This window comes from Streptomyces sp. NBC_01198 (genome assembly GCF_036010485.1).
Classification (GTDB): domain Bacteria; phylum Actinomycetota; class Actinomycetes; order Streptomycetales; family Streptomycetaceae; genus Actinacidiphila.
This window is the reverse complement of the sequence record NZ_CP108568.1, coordinates 4,054,319-4,072,537: the sequence shown is the minus strand read 5'-3', so window position 1 is coordinate 4,072,537 and position 18,219 is coordinate 4,054,319. Positions and strand designations below refer to the sequence as shown.

The following is an 18,219-nucleotide window of genomic DNA, read 5'->3' as shown; positions in this document are numbered from 1 at the left end:
CTCCCCGGGAAGGACGTGCCCGGAGCCGCTGCGACAACGGCTCCGGGCGCGTGGCGGACCCGCAACGGGCCGGTTGTACCGTGTCGCCATGACCGAGCCGACCGCCGGGCAGCCCGGCCCCGAGATCAAAGCCCTGCTCGACTGCCTGAACGGCCGGCGCAAGCACGTGCTCGGCGCCCTGGACGGCCTCGACGAGGCCGACCTGCGCCGCCCGGTCCTGCCGTCCGGCTGGACCTGTCTGGGACTGGTCCGGCATCTGGCCCTGGACGTCGAGCGCTTCTGGTTCGGCGCGGTCCTGGCCGGCGACCCGGCCGTCATCGCCGCGCTGGGTGACGAGCCCGACGCCTGGCAGGTGGATCCCGGGCTGCCGGCCGCCGCCGTGCTCGACCGCTACCGCCACGAGATATCCCTGGCCGACGCGATCATCACCGCCACCCCGGCGGAGGCCGCCCCCGCCTGGTGGCCGACCGAGCACTTCGGCGACCAGAACATCCACAGCCACCGCGAGATCCTGCTGCACGTCATCGCGGAGACCGCGTGCCACACCGGGCACCTGGACGCGGTCCGCGAACTCATCGACGGTCACCGCTGGCTGGTGATGACCGACTGACCTGCCCGCCTCACAGGCTGCGGGCGGTGATGTCGCCATAGGCGGTGGTCGCGCGGATGGTCAGGTCCGCGGCGCCGTCGGCGTTCTTGAGAGCGTTGTCGATCCGGCCGTAGGAGGTCCCGGCGTCCAGCGTGGCGGACACGCCGCGGGCGGCGCCGACCTGGCCCACCGGGCCACCGAGCACCGCACCCACCGGCGCAGGCCGGCCGCGCCCCGGGGCCCGGAGGCACCCGCGCAGGCCCACCGACGGGACGCGGAGGCCGTGCGCGCGTACGAGGAGACGTTCACCACGCTCCTGATGCAGTCGGGCCTGCCCAAGATGATGGCCCGGGTGCTGGTCTGCCTCTGCACCACCGAAGCGGGCAGCCTCACCGCGTCCGAACTCGTCCGGCACCTCCAGGTCAGCCCGGCCTCGGTCTCCAGGGCGATCACCTTCCTGGAGAGCCAGGGCCTGGTGCGCCGTGACCGGGACGAAGGCCGGCGCGAGCGCTACGTCGTCGACGACGACGTCTGGTACCAGTCGATGATCGCCGGCGCCCGGTCCAACGCGCAGCTCGCCGAGACCGCACGGCAGGGCGTCGGCATCCTCGGTCCCGACACCCCCGCGGCCGCGCGCCTGGAGAACATCGCCCGCTTCATCGACTTCGTCAGCGAGAGCATCTTCCGCGCCGCGGAGCAGGCCCGCGAGATCCTCCACACCAAACCCGGACCGGGCCCGGGGACACCTCCGTAAGTGCCGGGCCGGCTTTCGGGTCAGCCGCTCTGCCCCTGGGGGGAGCCGCCCATGGTCTCCCTCAGACGGCGCCGTGCCGCGTCCAGCCGCTCGGCGTGGCCGTCGGAGAAGATGCCGGGCAGGGTCCTGTCCAGCGACCCCGCGATCTTGTGGATCGGAGCCCAGGTAGCGGCATCGTCGACCAGACGACTGAGATCCGTCGTCTGGATCCGCTCCAGCCAGTCCGAGAGGACGAGCGCCTCGTCGGAAGTGAGCTTGATCGTGATCTGAGAGTTGTCCACCACCTGACGTTAGCCCGTCACCTCGTGGGATCCGGTGGGCCTTGACCGGGCGTCAGGGAGTTTCGACCCGTCAGCAGGTACGTGACGGCGGCGCCCGCACCGGTTCGGTGCGGGCGCCGCCGTCACGCAGGCTTCAGATCTCGGCGGAGGCCCGGAGCCCCGGCGGGCTCAGTAGAGCCGCTTGTAGGCGTTCCAGCCGCCGCCCACGGTCGCACGGGCCTTGAACTGCCCGGTCCCGGTGCTGCTGTAGCGGTAGGCGGTGCCGGCGGAGTTGACCGCGAGCAGGTCCGCGCGGCCGTCGCCGTCCATGTCGCCGGGCGAGGCGAGCTTGGTGTACTGACCCCAGCCGGTGCCGATCTTGATCCGGGAGCCGAACGGCTTCGAGGCGACACCGGTGCCCTTGTACAGGTACAGCGTGCCGTCGCCGGTCCTGGCGACGATGTCGGCGCGGCCGTCGCCGCTGAAGTCGCCGGAGCCGACGATGGCGTTGTACGCGCCCCAGCCGCCGCCGACGAGCTGGCGGCCCGCCAGCCCGAGGCCGCTGCCCGTACCGCGGAAGAGGTAGAGCTTGCCGGAGGTGTCCCGGCCCAGCAGGTCGCCCTTGCCGTCGCCGCTGAGGTCACCGGGGCCGATGATCAGGTTGTAGCTGCTCCATCCGCTGGACATGAGGTTGTAGTCCGCGTAGACGTTGTAAAGGTCGCTCTTGTAGTGGTCGAGCAGCTGCGGCCTGCCGCTGCTGGTCAGCGCGTTGGCGAAGGTCAGGGTGAACTCGCCCGCCCAGCCCCCGTCGTCGCTGAGCTGCTGGCGCGCGAAGAAGCCGCCGGCCTGGTTGGCCTCGTACCAGTACAGGGTGCCGTTCGGGGTGGCCGCGATCATCTGCTTCTTGCCCCAGAACGGGTTGCTGCCCTGGCCGGCGAACATGTCCAGCGTCCAGCCGGTGCCGAACTGGTGCCGCGGGGCGAAGCCCCCGTGCCCGCTGGGCGGGTAGTAGTAGAGCGTGCCGGCGGGCGTCCTTGCCCACAGCACGGCGGCACCGGACGGGTCGTTGCCCAGGCCGATGATCTGGTTGTAGGTGTTCCACCCGCCGCCGATGGCTGTCTTGGCCGCGTACGGCGCGGAGGCCTTGCCGGTGCCCTTGTAGAGGTAGAGCGTGCCGGCGGAGGTGCGGGCGACCAGGTCGCTGATGCCGTCCCCGTCGACATCCCCGGGGCTGGCCAGCTGGTCGTACGCGCCCCAGCCACCACCGATGAGGACCCTTGCCTTGAACGGCGCGGAACCGTTGCCGGTGCCCTGGTACAGGTAGAGCTGACCGTCGAAGGTCCGGGCGATGATGTCGGCCCTGCCGTCACCGGTGACGTCGTCCACCGCGACGAGCTTGTTGTAGGCGTTCCACCCGCCGCCGGTCCATGACGCGTAGCTGGGGAAGTTCCCCGGGGTGAACAGCTCCAGCGAACCGGTGGTGGTGACAGCAAGGACCTCGGGCCCGGTCGAACCGTTCAGGTCACCGGGGGTGAGGATGTCGAGGTACTTCTCCGGGCTGGCGGCCAGCGGCTCCTCGGTGGTCGCCAGTGAGTTGTACAGCGCGCCGTCGTTGCCGCGGTAGAGCTGGTCGCCGTAGCCGTCACCGTCGATGTCGTACCGCTGCGGTGCCGGGGTGGCCACCTTGGCCACGCCGGACGACAGCGTGGACTTCCTGCTCCCGGTCGCCTTCGGCTTGACCAGGTGCGGCTGCTGACCGGAGGAGAGGGCCGGCTGCTTGATGCTGTGGTGCGCGCCGGGCTCCGCGGCCTGCGCGCCCGTCCCCAGCGCGAAGGCGCCGAGGGAAAGAATGCCGGCTGTGCACACCGCGACGAGGCGGCGCCGGCGCTGAGGCCGTACCGGCTGTGTTTCTGACACGAATCCCCCCATGGGATCTCAAGCAATGAATCCCTGAACCAGCGACGATTCGAAGAGTCGTGCGGTTCTGGTGAGCGGAGTGTATCGCCGGGCAGCGACAACCTTGTCCATCTCCAAGGGCCTTGCGGGGCGTTGGCGCGCGACGTGGTCCGCTGCCCCGACGGCACTCGCTTCACTTGGCAGCCGCCCTGTCCGCGACGCGACGTCGGAGACGCACCCTAACGCCAAGGGCGCGAGCAATCGGGCCCCTTTCTTCGGCCGCCTCCGGCGGAGTCGACCAGGTCGTGCGCGATTCAGGTCGAGGCTCGGAAGGCCTTCCGCAGGTGCTCGCCGAACTCTGCGGGGTGCGTGGTCAGTCCGATGTGGCCGCCGGGGAAGTGCTGGAGCTCCGTGCCGAGACGGTCGGCCAGGAAGGCCGCGGAGCGGTAGGGCAGCTCACCGCGCGAGTCCTGGCCGGCGGCGATCACGAGCTGGTCCGACAGGCCCACCAACCGGCGGATGTCCGGCTCGTAGGACATGAAGCCGGGCACGATGCGACCGACGAAGAACGGCAGGTCGGCCATCGTCCGCTCGGCCCGCGCCGCCGCCTCGGGGGGAAGTCTCAGCTCGGCCTTCGGCTCGGTCGTGTCGCCGTCCTTCTGCAGGCCCGCGGCGAACACGGCCATCGCCGGCATGAGCCCTTCGGTACGGAACGTCTCCTGCACGTGTGCGATGAGCGCGCGATGACCCGCCGCGTCCGGCAGCACCTCCACTACTGGCGGCTCGTGCGCCACAATTCGGGCGACGCGTTCGGGGTGGGCGGTGAGAAGGTGCAGGGCGGCGATCGCACCCGAACTGCCGCCGAACACCAGGGCAGGCTCACCGGGCGACAGCAGTTCCAGCATCCGGAACGCGTCATCGGCGTGCTCGGCCACATGCTGCTCGGCGTCGAGGTCGTCCAGCGTGCTGCGGGACATGCCGCGCGGGTCGTAGGTCGCGACCGTGTATTCGGCGGCCAGGTCGCCGGCGATGGCGTCGAAGGATGCCGCGCCGCCCGTCCCGCCGGGGATGAGCAGCAGGAGCGGGCCCTGGCCTCGCACCTCGTAGTGCAGGGTCGCACCGTTCACCCGCAGGCTGCCGATGGTCGGGTCGGTCATGAGGTTTCTCCTTCTCGGGACGGGGGCCAGTTCTCCAGGAGGACGTGCAGCGCGTCGAGGGCGCGCGTCCAGGACCGCTGCGGCGAACGCTCGTGCCCGAAGCCGCCCGCCGCTTCCAGGGCGACGAACCCGTGGAACGTGCTGCGCAGCAACCGGACCGCGTCGGTCAGGTCCGGCTCGGCCAGTCCGTAGCCGCGCAGCATGCCGTACGTCAGCTCGACCGCGCGCCGTGGTCCGGGCGCTTTCGCCACCAGCTCGGGGTCGATCTGCATCGGGGTCTGCGTTGCCATGTAGCGGCCCGGATGCGCGTGGGCGTACTCCCGCCAGGCGTTCGCGAACGCGACGAGCGCGTCCCTGCCCGCCCGCCCCGCGGTCGCCTCCGCGATACGGATGGTCTTCTCGTCCGCCGCCAGCAGGGCGATCCGACCGCGCAGATCCTCCAGGCCGCGGACATGCGTGTAGAGGCTCGCGTCCTTCACACCCAGCCGCCGCGCCACCTGCGACATGGTCACCTGGTCGAGCCCGACGTCGTCCGCCAGCTCCGCGCCCGCGATCGTCACCCGCTCCACCGTCAGCCCCGCCCGCACCATGCACCCTCCCAGGATCCTTGAGGCCCTAGTTTTAACCTAGGTGCCCTAGGAAGGCAAATGAGGGCCGCGCCAGCGAAGGCGTCCGCGGGATCAGAGGCGGCTTGACCGACCCTCGGCCGGTTCAGGGCACCTACTGGGCCCCCAGGCCGCAGCGGCCACGCGTCAGGGCAGCAAAACGACCTTGCCGAGATTGGCACGGGCTTCGATGATCTCGTGCGCTCGTGCCGCGTCCGCCAGCGGAATCCGGGCGTGAACGGCCGGCCGCAGCTGCCCGGACAGGGTCAGCTTCCACAGCTCCTCGCCATGCCGGTCGTAGAGCTCGCGCCGAGTGCCGGCAAACCTGGCCATGGTGAGGCCGGTGATGGTTTTCGATCCTGCCAGGAGGTCGAAGGCGGGGACGGTGCCGCCGCCCGAGTTGAAGAAGACGAGTCGCCCGCCGGGCGCAAGCGCGGAGACGGCGCGTGGGAGCAGATCTCCGCCGACTCCGTCCAGGACGACGTCGGCCGGCTCACCCCACTGCTCGCTGTCGTAGGTCACGACCTCGTCGGCGCCGAGACCGCGGAGGAACTCCGCCTTGGTGTGCGAGCTGACGGCCGCGACGACCCGTTCAACGCCCTGCAGCTTGGCCAGTTGGACCGCGAGATGCCCCACTCCGCTCGCGGCGCCCGTGATGAGGACCGACTCGCTCACAAGAGGCCGGGCCGTGGCCAGGGCGGCGAGGGCGACGTGTCCGCTGCGCACGAGCGCGACGGCCTGAACGGCGCTCGCTCCGTCCGGTATGCGGCTCGCCATGAAGGCGGGGGCGATGGCCAGTTCGGAATACGAGCCGCCGTTGAAAGTGAGCGACGTGATGCGGTCGCCGACCGCGAAATCCGTCACGTCCGAGCCGAGTGCGATCACCGTTCCGGCGACCTCGCCCCCCAGGACTCCCGGTAGCGGCGTCCTGCCGCCCTCGCCGCGAACCTTGCGCACGGAGGGAAGGGTCACACCGATGGCCTCCGTGCGGACCAGCAGTTCCCCCGCGCCGGGCTCCGGGGCGTCCGCGTCCTCGACGCGGAGCACTTCCGGACCGCCGTACTCGTAAAAACGAATCCGCCGCATGCACGCCTCCAAGTCATTGGGAGACCCAACGATAGCGAAAGGTCGTAGGGAACTCCAATAATTTTCTGACTAGTCTGGCGCCATGTCCGAGACCCCCCGCGCTCCCTCCCGTATCCGCTCCCTCCCCAGCTGGCTCCTGGGCCGTGCCGCAGCTCGGGGACACCGGCTCGTCGCCGAAGCCCTCGCCCAGGTGGGCATGCGGATGATGCACCATGCCGTCCTGTCGGCCGTCGCCGAACTGGGCCCCGTGTCCCAGGCCGAGCTGGGCCGCAGCCTGAGCATCGACCCCAAGGACATGGTCGCGATCCTCAACGACCTCCAGAACGATGGCCTCGTGACCCGGACGCCGGACGCCAAGGACCGTCGCAAGAACGCCATCGCCCTCTCGCCTAGCGGGAAACGCCGCCTGCTTCAGACGGAGAAACTGGGCCGTGAGGCGAACGACGAGCTGACCGCTGCCCTGACCCCCGCCGAGCGGACCCAGCTCATGGGTCTCCTCGCCCGCATGGTCCAGGAGGACGAGCCCTGCGCCGAAGTCGGCCCAGGTGGCGGATAGCTGTCCCGCTCGGACGCCTCGGGCCTCGTCCCGGTAGCAGCGCGTCCACGTCGTCACTGGTCGGCCTGCCTCTGTGACAGGGCAATGCGGCGCCGAGGGAGATAGACCCCGATGATCTTCACTGCGAGCACGTCGCCGACCTCAACGTCTTCCGGCGCTTGATCCAGCTCATTGGTGTGCACGAGGCCCTGGAAGCCGTCGTCTCGGTCTTCGATGCGGACGAAGACGCCGAACGGGACGATTTCGGCGACTGGTCCAGTGACCACCTGCCCGAGACGCTGCGCGACCTGCGGCCACGGGTCCTCCTGGACTGCTCGCAGTGACAGCGGCACTCGTTCCCAGACCATGTCGACGTCGGGGACTTCGGCGGTGATCTCCTGGCCGACGCTGACGATGTCGGACGGCTGATTGAAGGGACGACAGGAAAGCTCCGGAACGTTGATCATCCCGGTGAAGCCGCCGATGTCCACGAAGGTGACACCGAAGCCGGCGATGGATGTCACCGTGCCGGTGACGACCTGGCCGCGCCGCAGGGTCTTCAAGAACGCCCAGTCCCGGTCGCTGGGCGTCGGTCCGGTCTGCCAGCGAGCCCGTAGAACACCGTCGCTGTCCGGGAGCACAGCGGTGAACAGCGGGAGATCTTCACCGGCATCCATGGATACGACTCCGGCAGCACGCGCGCTGGCGAGCTGGGCGATCAGTGCCTCGAACTGGGTCACGTCCACGACCGTGCTCGTGATCTGCCCGTCCTCGTCCTCCCAGACGACCTCCACCAGGCCCTCGCCGGGGAGAGCGGCCACGGCCGTGTCGACGGTGAGCAGGTCCGGCCAGACCGTCAACTGGGAGCGTGGGGCCGGCTCGGAGCGCACGGTCTCGATGGTGTCGCGGGTCAAGCGGTGCCACCGGGAGGCGTTGGCGGCGAAGATCTCCTCCAGGAGCGCGGTGCGGTGGGCGCTGACGGTCCAGTGCAGGCGGGCACAGAAGTCGGCGTCGGCCGGACGCTGCACGTACTCAGGATCGTCGGGGGCGAAGTCGTAGGGCGATGCGTCCAGGCGTTCCGGGATCAGGCCGAGCGCGCGGGTGCGGGTCAGCGCACCCTCGCAGGGTCGGGTGCTGGCGAGACAGAGGTGCTGGTCCCGCCGTCGACCGGTGGCTCCAGACCGAAATGCGCGAAGCCTCCGAGCTGCGGCTCGCGAACGGCCAGCTGCTCGACGCCGATGTCCTCGGCGAAGGCGGCGACGGCGTGAAGATAGGCGGCTTCGACCGGCCCGTGGTCGCTCGTCGCGGGCTCAGTGCCGGCGTAGTGCCCGCGCTGGTCACGGTCGGCGGGGTTGTACTTCGTGACCCGGTAGGCGTATGGCAGCACGTCACTGCCCCTCGGAAACCGACGACGCGGATGTCCTGATGGCGTTCGACGGCGCGGTAGACGGCGGCACGACTGGCGGAGCAGAACTCGGTGGGGTCGGCGATGGTCACTTCGACATGATCGCCCAGTTGCGTGTGAGTCGGCTCGGACTTCCGGTATCCGGGCGAGCGTGCCCGTCCGCTGTCTCGGCGGACACCGCACTCCACTCGATCGAGCGGAGGCACCGATCTGCCGTTCCGTGAACTCTGACCCAAGCGCCGATGAGGGGACACGGCGACGCGGAAAGGGACACGCCGGGGCGGAACCGACAAACGGACGGTCAGGTCTGGGCCATGTCCACGAAGCGGGAGTAGTGGCCCTGGAAGGCCACGGTGATGGTGGCCGTGGGGCCGTTGCGGTGCTTGGCGACGATCAGGTCGGCCTCGCCGGCGCGGGGGGACTCCTTCTCGTAGGCGTCCTCGCGGTGGAGGAGGATCACCATGTCGGCGTCCTGCTCGATCGAGCCGGACTCGCGCAGGTCGGAGACCATCGGCTTCTTGTCGGTGCGCTGTTCGGGGCCGCGGTTGAGCTGGGACAGCGCGATGACGGGGACCTCAAGCTCCTTGGCCAGCAGCTTGAGGTTCCGGGACATGTCGGAGACCTCCTGCTGGCGGCTCTCGGGCCGGCGCGAGCCGCCGGACTGCATCAGCTGGAGGTAGTCGATGACGACCAGCCGCAGATCGTTGCGCTGCTTGAGGCGGCGGCACTTGGCGCGGATCTCCATCATCGACAGGTTGGGCGAATCGTCGATGTAGAGGGGTGCCTCGGTGACGTCGGACATGCGGCGGGCGACCTTGGTCCAGTCGTCGTCGGTCATGGTGCCCGAGCGCATGTGGTGCAGCGCCACGCGGGCCTCGGCGGACAGCAGGCGCATGGCGATCTCGTTGCGGCCCATCTCCAGCGAGAAGATCACGCTGGGCATCTTGTTCGCGATGGAGCACGTACGGGCGAAGTCCAGCGCGAGGGTGGACTTGCCCATCGCGGGGCGGGCCGCGATGACGATCATCTGGCCGGGGTGCAGGCCGTTGGTGAGGGAGTCCAGGTCGGTGAAGCCGGTGGGGACGCCGGACATCTGGCCGCTGCGGGAGCCGATCGCCTCGATCTCGTCGAGGGCGCCCTCCATGATGTCGCCGAGCGGCAGGTAGTCCTCGGAGGTGCGCTGCTCGGTGACGGCGTAGATCTCGGCCTGGGCGTTGTTGACGATCTCGTCGACGTCGCCGTCGGCGGCGTATCCCATCTGGGTGATACGAGTGCCGGCCTCGACCAGCCGGCGCAGCACCGCCCGTTCGTGGACGATCTCGGCGTAATACTCGGCGTTGGCCGCGGTGGGGACCGCGTTGACCAGGGTGTGCAGGTAGGGGGCGCCGCCGACCCGGGCGATCTCGCCGCGTTTGGTGAGCTCGGCGGCGGTGGTGATCGGGTCGGCCGGCTCACCGCGGGCGTAGAGGTCGAGGATCGCGGTGTAGATCGTCTCGTGGGCGGGCCGGTAGAAGTCGGCGCCCTTGAGTACCTCGACGACGTCGGCGATGGCGTCCTTGGACAGCAGCATGCCGCCCAGCACGGACTGCTCGGCGTCGAGGTCCTGCGGGGGGACGCGCTCGAAGCCGCCGCCGCCCTCGGAGTAGCGGTTGTCGTCGGAGGAGGACTTCTTGCGGAACGGGCTGACCCCGGGCGGCGGGCCCTGGCGGTCGTCCGGCGGGAGGTCCGGCCACGCGTCGTCGGCGGGTTCGGGCTGGGTCACCCCCGCCACCTCCTCCCGTCCGACCGGTCCGGCCGGACCCCGCGTGCGTGCCACTCTTTCATGGCACCGCTCCGTTCCTCGATCCACCCGGCAGCGCTCGCGGCGCGGCGGCGGGAGGGTCCACGGTAGGGCCAGCGACGGCCTGGACCAAGGCGGTTATCCACAGGGGGTGTGGACGACGGCGGCATACCTGTGGAGAACTGCCCTCAACCTGTGTACAGCCCTTGGGACAGTGCTGTGGACAACCCGGGAGACCCCCGCAAAGATGCGCTCTGACCTGCACCTTCTTCATCCATAGCCTGTGCAGGAGAAAAACTTTTCCACCCGGACCAAGATCGCCACAAACAACGCGGAGGAGATCACTCTACGCAGTCAGCGGTAAGGATCCTTCTGGGCCTTCACCTCTTACTTGTGGACGATTAAGCTGTGCTTGTGAATCCCGTCGTCGAGCCGCCAGAAAAGCAGGAACCCGGGCCCCGCGGCCCGGGGCCCGACAGCGAGCGCCGTCCGTCAGGACGGCGTCGGCATGACCGGGAAATCGTCGCCCTCGCCCTGCCCGCGTTCGGCGCGCTCGTGGCGGAACCGCTCTTCGTGATGGTGGACAGCGCGGTCGTCGGCCACCTGGGCACCGCACAACTCGCCGGGCTCGGCGTGGCCGCCGCGTTGCTCACCACCGCGGTCAACGTCTTCGTCTTCCTGGCCTACGCCACCACAGCCGCGGTCGCCCGCCGGGTCGGTGCGGGCGACCTGCCGGCCGCGCTGCGGCAGGGAGTCGACGGCATCTGGCTGGCTCTGCTGCTCGGCGGCCTGGTGATCGCGGCGGTGCTGCCCGCGGCCCCCGCTCTGGTCGACCTCTTCGAGGCCTCGGGTACCGCGGCCCCTTACGCGGCCGACTACCTCCGGATCAGCTCGCTCGGCATCCCGGCCATGCTGGTGGTGCTGGCCGCCACCGGAGTGCTGCGCGGCCTGCAGGACACCCGCACCCCGCTGGTGGTGGCCATCGGCGGCTTCACCGCCAACGCGGGCCTGAACGCCACCCTCGTCTACGGCGCCGGGCTCGGTATCGCCGGCTCCGCCTGGGGGACCGTCATCGCACAGAACGGCATGGCCGCGGTCTACCTGTGGGTGGTCGTCCGCGGCATCCGGCGGCAGACCGGTGACGGGGCCGGCGGCTGGTGGACGGCGCTGCGCCCGGACACCGCCGGGATCCGCGCCTGCGCCCGGGCGGGACTGCCGCTGCTGGTGCGCACCGTCAGCCTGCGGGCCGTCCTGCTGATCGCCACCGCGGTCGCCGCGCGGCTCGGGGACACCGACATCGCCGCCCACCAGATCATCCTCACCGTGTGGTCGCTGCTCGCCTTCGCCCTGGACGCCATCGCCATCGCCGGCCAGGCGATCATCGGCCGCTACCTGGGCGCCGGGGACGCCGAGGGCGCCCGGGCGGCCTGCCGCCGGATGATCGAGTGGGGGGTGGCCTGCGGTGTCGTCCTGGGGCTGCTGGTGGCTCTGGTCCGGCCGCTGATCGGGCCGCTGTTCAGCTCCGACCCGGCCGTCCAGGACGCGCTGATGTCCGCGCTGCTGGTGGTCGCGGTCTCGCAACCGGTATCGGGCGTGGTCTTCGTCCTGGACGGGGTGCTGATGGGCGCCGGGGACGGGCCGTATCTGGCCTGGTCCATGCTGGCCACGCTGGCGGTCTTCGCCCCTGCCGCCTTCGCGGTGCCGGCGCTCGGGGCGGGTCTGACCGCCCTGTGGTGGGCCATGGCGCTGATGATGCTCACCCGGCTCGCCGCCCTGTGGCTGCGCGCCCGCTCCGGCCGCTGGATCATCACGGGCGCCGCCCGCTGAGCCGCGGCCTCCCGCCGGGGGGCACCCGACCACAGGGCGGAGACACGGCCCGCACGGACATGTGCCAGGGCCGGGCACCCCCTCGCGGGGGCACCCGGCCCTGGTGTTCCACGTGGAACATGCCGAGCAAAGGGGGCGTTACGCCGCCACGACCTCCAGGTCGAGGACAGCCTCGACCTCGGGGTGCAGGCGCACCGACACCTTGTGCGCGCCGAGCGTCTTGATCGGCGCGGCGACCTCGACCCGGCGCTTGTCGACGACCGGACCACCGGCGGTCTTGATCGCCGCAGCGATGTCGGCCGGGGTGATGGAGCCGAAGAGCCGGCCGGTGTCACCGGCGCGGGTGCTCAGCTTGACCTTGACGGCCTGCAGCTGCGCCTTGACCACGTTCGCGTCGTCCAGCGAGTGGATCTCGCGGATGCGACGGGCACGACGGATCTGCTCGACGTCCTTCTCGCCACCCTTGGTCCACGCGATGGCGAAGCCCCGCGGGATCAGGTAGTTGCGGGCGTAGCCCGGCTTGACGTCGACGATGTCGCCGGCGGCACCGAGGCCGCTGACCTCGTTGGTAAGGATGATCTTGGACATTATCTGGTCACCCTTTCCTTATCGAGCGGTCGACGTGTACGGCAGCAGCGCCATCTCACGGCTGTTCTTGACGGCCGTGGCGACGTCGCGCTGGTGCTGCGTGCAGTTGCCGGTGACGCGGCGGGCACGGATCTTGCCGCGGTCGGAAATGAACTTCCGCAGCATGTTCGTGTCCTTGTAGTCCACGTACACGGTCTTGTCCTTGCAGAACGCGCAGACCTTCTTCTTCGGCTTGCGCGGGGGCGGCTTCGCCATGGTGATTCTCCTATGCGATCACGAAGTGTGTGAGGGTCCGCCCTAGAAGGGCGGCTCGTCCGAGTAGCCGCCGCCGGACGAACCGGGGCTTCCGCCCCAGCCGCCGCCACCCTGCCCGCCGCCTGCGGCGCCCGGCTGGCCGCCGCCGGCCGGTGCGCTGGTGGCCCAGGGGTCGTCGGCGGGAGCACCGCCGCCGCCCGGCTGGCCGCCGGAGCCGCCGCCCCAGCTGCCGCCACCCTGGCCGCCGCCCGAGCCGTAACCGCCCTGCTGGCCGCCACGACCGCCACCGCCGCTGGTCTTGGTGACCTTGGCCGTGGCACTCCTGAGGCTGGCGCCGACCTCATCGACGTCCAGCTCGTAGACCGTCCGCTTGACGCCCTCGCGGTCCTCGTAGGACCGCTGCTTCAGCCGGCCCTGCACGATGACGCGCATGCCTCGCTGAAGCGACTCGGCGACGTTCTCCGCCGCCTGCCGCCAGACCGAGCAGGTCAGGAACAGGCTCTCGCCGTCCTTCCACTCGTTGGTCTGCCGGTCGAAGGTGCGGGGAGTGGACGCGACGCGGAACTTCGCGACCGCCGCACCGGACGGGGTGAAGCGCAGCTCGGGGTCGTCGACAAGATTGCCGACGACCGTGATGACGGTCTCGCCTGCCATGGGGTGACCTCTCGACTGGCTTTGGGCAGTGCTGACTGACTGCTACTCGAAGTCCGGACTAGTGCAGTTCCGGACGGAGGACCTTGGTCCGCAGCACCGACTCGTTCAGGTTGAGCTGACGGTCCAGCTCCTTGACGACATCAGGCGAGGCCTTGAGGTCGACGACCGAGTAGATGCCCTCGGGCTTCTTGTTGATCTCATAGGCGAGACGACGACGGCCCCAGGTGTCGACCTTCTCCACGCTGCCGCCGCCATTGCGGACGACGGACAGGAAGGACTCGATCAGCGGGGAGACAGCGCGCTCCTCAAGATCGGGGTCGAGAATGAGCATGAGCTCGTAGTGACGCATAGTGGAACCCGCCTCCTTTGGACTCAGCGGCCACGGCGTTTCCGTGGCAGGAGGGTTTGTATCTGCGTCGCAACGGTAACGCGGGCCACTGACAGCCGAAGGAAAACCTCGGACTGCCCGGTTCAGCCCAGCGCAGACACCGGTGCAGACCGTACAGACTACCCGCCTCGGTCCCCCGGGTTGAAATCCGCCCCCTTATGCCCGCAATCTGTACACATCGGGTGCGCGGGCGCTACAGCCCGCCACTTCTCCGTCACGGAGGTGCCCCATGGCACAGCACGCGGAACGGACCCATCAGCTGACCTTCCACAGCCACCAGCTCACCTTCAACACCGACGGCCGGCCGCATCCGCTGGTCAACACGCTCGCGATCGTCACGCTGATCCTCGGCGCCATCGCCTCCATCTCGTCGATCTTCGACAGCCAGCACCTGCTGAGCTCGTGGAGCGGCCTGGTCGGGATCTTCACCGGGGGCTACGGCCAGTTCATCTCCGCCACCACGACCCAGCGCTTCGTTCTGATCATCGGCCTGGGCGCGGCCGCGGTCGGCTTCTACCTCGGAGTGGCGCACGGCGGCCTGACCGGCGGGCTCTGGTAGCTGCGCCGACCGGACGGCGGGGCCTGTGGAAAGCCGCGCCGTTGTCCACAGGGCTGGTGGGACGGCTCCCCCTGCACAGTAGGCTTCGGGCCAGATAAGCCCGCAGTCGTGAGCATGGGGAGCGCCCCGCATGAGCCTGACCCTGAGGACCATCAGCCGAGAGCAGCACCTGGCCTACATCCAGAGCCTGCCCTCGGCGAGCCACTGCCAGGTCCCGGCATGGGCCGACGTGAAGTCCGAGTGGCGGTCGGAGAGTCTCGGCTGGTTCGACGAGCAGCCCGGCCAGCCGGTCAAGGGCGGCCAGCTCGTCGGCGTGGGCCTGGTCCTCTACCGGCAGCTGCCCAAGGTCAAGCGCTATCTGGCCTATATGCCCGAGGGCCCGGTCATCAACTGGTACGCGCCCAATCTCGACGAGTGGCTGCAGCCGATGCTCCGGCACCTGAAGCAGCAGGGCGCCTTCACCGTCAAGATGGGTCCGCCGGTGATAATCCGCCGGTGGGACGCCAACACGATCAAGGCGGGCATCGCCGACCCCGACATCAAGCGGCTGCGTGACGTCGAGGCCGACTTCATCGAGCCGCGCGCCTTCGAGGTGGCCGAGCGGCTGCGCCGGATGGGCTGGCAGCAGGGCGAGGACGGCGGCGCCGGCTTCGGCGACGTGCAGCCGCGCTACGTCTACCAGGTGCCGCTGGAGAACCGCTCGCTCGACGACATCCTGAAGAACTTCAACCAGCTGTGGCGCCGCAACATCAAGAAGGCCGAGAAGGCCGGGGTCCAGGTCATCCAGGGCGGCTACGACGACCTGCCGGCCTGGCAGCAGCTGTACGAGATCACCGCGGTGCGCGACCAGTTCCGCCCGCGCCCGCTGTCGTACTTCCAGCGCATGTGGACCAAGCTCAATGCCGAGGACGCCAACCGGATGCGGCTCTACCTGGCCGTGCACGAGGGCGAGGCGGTCGCCGCGGCCACCATGCTCACCGTCGGCCGGCACGTCTGGTATTCGTACGGCGCCTCCGCCAACCACAAGCGCGAGGTGCGTCCTTCCAACGCCATGCAATGGCGGATGCTGCGGGACGCGTACGCCATGGGCGCCAGCGTCTACGATCTGCGCGGCATCAGCGACTCGCTCGACGAGACCGACCACCTGTTCGGTCTGATCCAGTTCAAGGTGGGCACCGGCGGGCAGGCTGCCGAATACTTGGGCGAGTGGGATTTCCCGCTCAACAAGCTGCTCCACAAGGCACTCGACATCTACATGTCGCGCCGCTGACCGGCCGACTCTCCCTCGGGACCGAAGTCCGGGGGGCAACCCGATAGGAAGGTCCTGATCAGGCCATGGCGCTCACCCTGTATGTCGACACCGCACGCTGGCGTGCCCACCAGCACCAGGTGGCCGACCAGTTCCCCGGTCTCGTCCCGGTCTGCAAGGGGAACGGCTACGGCTTCGGCCACGAACGGCTCGCCGACGAGGCGACCCGGCTGCGGTCCGACATGCTCGCGGTGGGCACCACCTACGAAGCGGCCAGGATCAAGGACTACTTCGGCGGCGACATCCTCGTCCTGACCCCCTACCGGCTCGGCGAGGAGCCGGTGCCGCTGCCGGACCGGGCGATCCGCTCGGTCTCCTCGGTGGAGGGCGTGCGCGGGCTGGTCGGCGCCCGGGTCGTCATCGAGGTGATGAGCTCGATGCGGCGGCACGGGGTGGCCGAGGAGGACCTGGGCAAGCTGCACACCGCGATCGACGACGTCCGCCTGGAGGGCTTCGCGATCCACCTGCCGCTGGACCGCACCGACGGCAGCGACGCGGTGGAGGAGGTCTTCGCCTGGATGGAGCGGCTGCGGGCGGCCAGGCTGCCGCTGCACACGATGTTCGTCAGCCATCTCAAGGCGACCGAGCAGGCCGCTCTCCAGCAGCAGTTCCCGCAGACCCGCTTCCGGGCCAGGATCGGCACCCGGATGTGGCTCGGCGACCACGACGCGACCGAGTACCGCGGCGCCGTGCTCGACGTGACCCGGATCGCCAAGGGCGAGCGGTACGGCTACCGGCAGGAGAAGGCCACGGACAACGGCCACCTGGTGGTCGTGGCCGGCGGCACCTCGCACGGTGTGGGCCTGGAGGCGCCCAAGGCGCTGCACGGCCTGATGCCGCGGGCCAAGGGGGTGGCCAGGGCGGGCCTGGCCACCGTCAACCGCAACCTGTCGCCGTTCGTGTGGGCCGGCAAGCAGCGCTGGTTCGCCGAGCCGCCGCACATGCAGGTCTCGATCCTCTTCCTGCCGGGCGATGTGGCACCGCCCGCCGTCGGTGACGAGCTGGTGGCGCACCTGCGGCACACCACGACCCAGTTCGACCGGATCGTGGACCGTCAGGCGTCGTAGCTGCCGGTCCCGCTGCCGCTCCCGACACCGCTCGCGGCCGGCTCCTGCGGGTACGGATGCCGCCCCTCCTCGGGGACGAAGCCCAGGACGAAGGCGTCCTCGGCTCCGTCGAGCACCCCGCCTGAAGGATCGTCCTCACCGTCCTGCCGCAGGACGTCGTGCTGCGGCAGCAGGATGTCCCTGACCACCACCCCGGACAGGTAGAGCACGCCCAGCAGGTGCAGGGCGATCGCCAGGTGGTAGCCGTCGGCCGACAGGCCGTGGTGCTTGGTGCCACCGGTGACATAGGCCAGCTGCATCCAGATCGCGACGTAGTACAGCACCTCGGCGCCCTGCCAGATCAGCAGGTCGCGCCAGCGCGGCCGGGCGAGCACCGCCAGCGGCAGCAGCCACAGCACGTACTGCGGCGAGTAGACCTTGTTGCTGACGATGAGCGCGGCCACCACCAGGAAGGCGATCTGGCCCAGCCGTGGCCGCCGGGGCGCGTAGAAGGTCAGGGCGGCGATCCCGGCGCACAGCAGGATCAGCAGCGCGGCGACGTACGCGCTGACGCCGCTGAGCGGGTTGCCGGTGCGCTGCATGATGATCAGCCACACCGAGCCGTAGTCGACGCCTCTGCTACGGCTGTAGTCGTAGAACTCCGCCCAGCCGGACCTGGCCAGCAGCATCACCGGCAGGTTGACCACCAGCCAGGCGCCCACCGCGCCCGCCAGCGCCGTGCCGAAGGCCCGCATCCTGCCCGCGCGCAGGCAGAGCAGGCCGATCGCGAGCAGCAGCAGGACCGGGTAGAGCTTGGCGGCGGTGGCCAGGCCGATCAGCACACCGGCGGCCAGTGGCCGGCTGCGGGCCCACAGCAGCAGGCCCACCGACGCCAGCGCCACCGCGAACAGGTCCCAGTTGATCGTCGCGGACAGCGCCAGCGCGGGGGACAGGGCGATGAACAGGCCATCCCACGGGCGCCGCCGGTTGGTGCGGGAGACCACCACCACCAGCGCGATCGCGCAGAGCAGCAGCATGCCGGAGTTCACGATCCAGTAGATCTGGGACCGGTGCTCCATACTGCCGCCGTGCGGAGTCAGCCAGGAGGCGACCTCCATGAAGAGCCCGGTGAGGACCGGGTATTCCAGGTGGTGGAAACCGCTGCCGGAGATGGACCCGGGAATGCTGTCGAAGTACGGCACCACGTCGGCGGCGAAACCGCGGTCGTGGTAGAGGTGCGGGATGTCGGAGTAGCAGGCGTGGATGTACTGCGGGTCCCCGCCCTGGAACCAGCCGCCGTCGTAGCAGGGCACCTTCTGCACCATGCCCAGCGCGAACATGCCGATGACGATCAGCACCATCACGCGCAGGGCGTTCCACCAGCGGTGGCCGCCGGTCCCGGCGTGTTTGCCGGCCGGCCCGCCGATGAGTTCACTGGCCGTGGCGGCCAGCGGGTCCTCGTCGGTGGGACGCACCGGAAGCTCCGGGAGGCCGTCCTCTTCGCGATCGCGCACGCTCGTCATGCC

Annotated in this window: 20 protein-coding genes and 1 pseudogene; 7 read left to right on the top strand and 14 right to left on the bottom strand. The window is 70.0% G+C overall.

Features of this window, described 5'->3' with window-relative positions; genetic code table 11:
* Positions 1-88 precede the first annotated feature (88 nt).
* Positions 89-610: a mycothiol transferase gene (locus tag OG702_RS18260; RefSeq protein WP_327289956.1), complete on the top strand. Its 522-nt coding sequence runs from the start codon at positions 89-91 to the stop codon at positions 608-610.
* A 10-nt stretch (positions 611-620) separates the two neighbouring features.
* On the opposite strand, the gene OG702_RS18255 is transcribed toward OG702_RS18260, so the two are convergent.
* Complete coding sequence (locus OG702_RS18255) at positions 621-794, bottom strand: hypothetical protein (RefSeq protein WP_327293493.1); 174 nt, start codon at positions 792-794, stop codon at positions 621-623.
* Between OG702_RS18255 and OG702_RS18250 the strand changes: the two are divergent.
* Positions 744-1,343 (top strand): annotated as a pseudogene (locus OG702_RS18250) (MarR family transcriptional regulator); the annotation flags it as partial. The gene OG702_RS18255 and the pseudogene OG702_RS18250 overlap by 51 nt on opposite strands.
* A gap of 20 nt (positions 1,344-1,363) precedes the next feature.
* Here the strand turns inward: OG702_RS18250 and OG702_RS18245 are convergent.
* The 5 genes from OG702_RS18245 to OG702_RS18225 all read right to left on the bottom strand — a co-directional run bounded on the left by OG702_RS18245 (position 1,364) and on the right by OG702_RS18225 (position 6,347).
* Positions 1,364-1,624: a hypothetical protein gene (locus OG702_RS18245; protein ID WP_327289955.1), complete on the bottom strand. Its 261-nt coding sequence runs from the start codon at positions 1,622-1,624 to the stop codon at positions 1,364-1,366.
* Between the two features lie 168 nt (positions 1,625-1,792).
* Positions 1,793-3,520, bottom strand: a complete 1,728-nt coding sequence (locus OG702_RS18240) for an FG-GAP repeat domain-containing protein (RefSeq protein ID WP_327289954.1) — start codon at positions 3,518-3,520, stop codon at positions 1,793-1,795.
* A gap of 293 nt (positions 3,521-3,813) precedes the next feature.
* Positions 3,814-4,656 (bottom strand): alpha/beta fold hydrolase, encoded by an 843-nt coding sequence (locus tag OG702_RS18235; protein WP_327289953.1) that lies wholly within the window; start codon positions 4,654-4,656, stop codon positions 3,814-3,816.
* Positions 4,653-5,246: a TetR/AcrR family transcriptional regulator gene (locus tag OG702_RS18230; RefSeq protein ID WP_327289952.1), complete on the bottom strand. Its 594-nt coding sequence runs from the start codon at positions 5,244-5,246 to the stop codon at positions 4,653-4,655. Before OG702_RS18230 ends, OG702_RS18235 begins: the two co-directional genes overlap by 4 nt.
* Before the next feature lie 162 nt (positions 5,247-5,408).
* Positions 5,409-6,347, bottom strand: coding sequence for a quinone oxidoreductase family protein (locus tag OG702_RS18225; protein WP_327289951.1), 939 nt, complete (start codon positions 6,345-6,347; stop codon positions 5,409-5,411).
* 82 nt (positions 6,348-6,429) lie between these two features.
* On the opposite strand from OG702_RS18225, the gene OG702_RS18220 reads away from it, so the two are divergent.
* On the top strand, positions 6,430-6,903 hold the full coding sequence (locus OG702_RS18220; protein ID WP_327289950.1) for a MarR family winged helix-turn-helix transcriptional regulator: 474 nt from the start codon (positions 6,430-6,432) through the stop codon (positions 6,901-6,903).
* A 53-nt stretch (positions 6,904-6,956) separates the two neighbouring features.
* Here OG702_RS18220 and OG702_RS18215 read toward each other — a convergent pair whose 3' ends face one another.
* The 3 genes from OG702_RS18215 to dnaB all read right to left on the bottom strand — a co-directional run bounded on the left by OG702_RS18215 (position 6,957) and on the right by dnaB (position 10,049).
* Positions 6,957-7,910 (bottom strand): S1 RNA-binding domain-containing protein, encoded by a 954-nt coding sequence (locus tag OG702_RS18215; RefSeq protein ID WP_327289949.1) that lies wholly within the window; start codon positions 7,908-7,910, stop codon positions 6,957-6,959.
* Between the two features lie 80 nt (positions 7,911-7,990).
* The gene (locus OG702_RS18210; RefSeq protein WP_327289948.1) at positions 7,991-8,269 is read right to left on the bottom strand and encodes a hypothetical protein; all 279 of its coding nucleotides are present in this window, start codon (positions 8,267-8,269) and stop codon (positions 7,991-7,993) included.
* 319 nt (positions 8,270-8,588) lie between these two features.
* Positions 8,589-10,049 (bottom strand): replicative DNA helicase, encoded by a 1,461-nt coding sequence (gene dnaB, locus OG702_RS18205; protein WP_327289947.1) that lies wholly within the window; start codon positions 10,047-10,049, stop codon positions 8,589-8,591.
* Between the two features lie 537 nt (positions 10,050-10,586).
* On the opposite strand from dnaB, the gene OG702_RS18200 reads away from it, so the two are divergent.
* Positions 10,587-11,894 (top strand): MATE family efflux transporter, encoded by a 1,308-nt coding sequence (locus OG702_RS18200; protein WP_327293276.1) that lies wholly within the window; start codon positions 10,587-10,589, stop codon positions 11,892-11,894.
* A gap of 138 nt (positions 11,895-12,032) precedes the next feature.
* Here OG702_RS18200 and rplI read toward each other — a convergent pair whose 3' ends face one another.
* From rplI to rpsF, 4 genes are read right to left on the bottom strand one after another with little or no spacing between them, the layout of a single operon-like run.
* On the bottom strand, positions 12,033-12,482 hold the full coding sequence (gene rplI / locus OG702_RS18195) for a 50S ribosomal protein L9 (RefSeq protein ID WP_327289946.1): 450 nt from the start codon (positions 12,480-12,482) through the stop codon (positions 12,033-12,035).
* Positions 12,483-12,500: 18 nt separating this feature from the next.
* Positions 12,501-12,737 carry a 30S ribosomal protein S18 gene (gene rpsR, locus OG702_RS18190; RefSeq protein WP_031512678.1) on the bottom strand — a complete coding sequence of 79 codons (237 nt, stop codon included), beginning with the start codon at positions 12,735-12,737 and terminating at the stop codon, positions 12,501-12,503.
* 42 nt (positions 12,738-12,779) lie between these two features.
* The gene (locus OG702_RS18185) at positions 12,780-13,391 is read right to left on the bottom strand and encodes a single-stranded DNA-binding protein (protein ID WP_327289945.1); all 612 of its coding nucleotides are present in this window, start codon (positions 13,389-13,391) and stop codon (positions 12,780-12,782) included.
* Positions 13,392-13,449: 58 nt separating this feature from the next.
* Positions 13,450-13,740: a 30S ribosomal protein S6 gene (gene rpsF / locus OG702_RS18180; RefSeq protein ID WP_327289944.1), complete on the bottom strand. Its 291-nt coding sequence runs from the start codon at positions 13,738-13,740 to the stop codon at positions 13,450-13,452.
* Positions 13,741-14,008: 268 nt separating this feature from the next.
* Between rpsF and OG702_RS18175 the strand changes: the two genes are divergently transcribed.
* The 3 genes from OG702_RS18175 to OG702_RS18165 all read left to right on the top strand — a co-directional run bounded on the left by OG702_RS18175 (position 14,009) and on the right by OG702_RS18165 (position 16,714).
* Positions 14,009-14,338: a hypothetical protein gene (locus tag OG702_RS18175; RefSeq protein WP_327289943.1), complete on the top strand. Its 330-nt coding sequence runs from the start codon at positions 14,009-14,011 to the stop codon at positions 14,336-14,338.
* Between the two features lie 130 nt (positions 14,339-14,468).
* On the top strand, positions 14,469-15,608 hold the full coding sequence (locus OG702_RS18170; RefSeq protein ID WP_327289942.1) for a lipid II:glycine glycyltransferase FemX: 1,140 nt from the start codon (positions 14,469-14,471) through the stop codon (positions 15,606-15,608).
* Between the two features lie 65 nt (positions 15,609-15,673).
* The gene (locus tag OG702_RS18165; protein ID WP_327289941.1) at positions 15,674-16,714 is read left to right on the top strand and encodes an alanine racemase; all 1,041 of its coding nucleotides are present in this window, start codon (positions 15,674-15,676) and stop codon (positions 16,712-16,714) included.
* Here OG702_RS18165 and OG702_RS18160 read toward each other — a convergent pair.
* Positions 16,702-18,216: a glycosyltransferase family 87 protein gene (locus OG702_RS18160; protein WP_327289940.1), complete on the bottom strand. Its 1,515-nt coding sequence runs from the start codon at positions 18,214-18,216 to the stop codon at positions 16,702-16,704. The genes OG702_RS18165 and OG702_RS18160 overlap by 13 nt on opposite strands.
* Between the last annotated feature and the right edge of the window lie 3 nt (positions 18,217-18,219).

Coding starts and splice junctions, on each gene's coding strand:
- OG702_RS18170 (WP_327289942.1), top strand. CDS start 14,469: ATGAGCCTGACCCTGAGGACCATCAGCCGAGAGCAGCACCTGGCCTAC.
- rplI (WP_327289946.1), bottom strand. CDS start 12,482: ATGTCCAAGATCATCCTTACCAACGAGGTCAGCGGCCTCGGTGCCGCC.
- OG702_RS18165 (WP_327289941.1), top strand. CDS start 15,674: ATGGCGCTCACCCTGTATGTCGACACCGCACGCTGGCGTGCCCACCAG.
- OG702_RS18235 (WP_327289953.1), bottom strand. CDS start 4,656: ATGACCGACCCGACCATCGGCAGCCTGCGGGTGAACGGTGCGACCCTG.
- OG702_RS18220 (WP_327289950.1), top strand. CDS start 6,430: ATGTCCGAGACCCCCCGCGCTCCCTCCCGTATCCGCTCCCTCCCCAGC.
- OG702_RS18230 (WP_327289952.1), bottom strand. CDS start 5,246: ATGGTGCGGGCGGGGCTGACGGTGGAGCGGGTGACGATCGCGGGCGCG.
- OG702_RS18160 (WP_327289940.1), bottom strand. CDS start 18,216: ATGACGAGCGTGCGCGATCGCGAAGAGGACGGCCTCCCGGAGCTTCCG.
- rpsR (WP_031512678.1), bottom strand. CDS start 12,737: ATGGCGAAGCCGCCCCCGCGCAAGCCGAAGAAGAAGGTCTGCGCGTTC.
- rpsF (WP_327289944.1), bottom strand. CDS start 13,740: ATGCGTCACTACGAGCTCATGCTCATTCTCGACCCCGATCTTGAGGAG.
- OG702_RS18185 (WP_327289945.1), bottom strand. CDS start 13,391: ATGGCAGGCGAGACCGTCATCACGGTCGTCGGCAATCTTGTCGACGAC.
- OG702_RS18175 (WP_327289943.1), top strand. CDS start 14,009: ATGGCACAGCACGCGGAACGGACCCATCAGCTGACCTTCCACAGCCAC.
- OG702_RS18260 (WP_327289956.1), top strand. CDS start 89: ATGACCGAGCCGACCGCCGGGCAGCCCGGCCCCGAGATCAAAGCCCTG.
- OG702_RS18225 (WP_327289951.1), bottom strand. CDS start 6,347: ATGCGGCGGATTCGTTTTTACGAGTACGGCGGTCCGGAAGTGCTCCGC.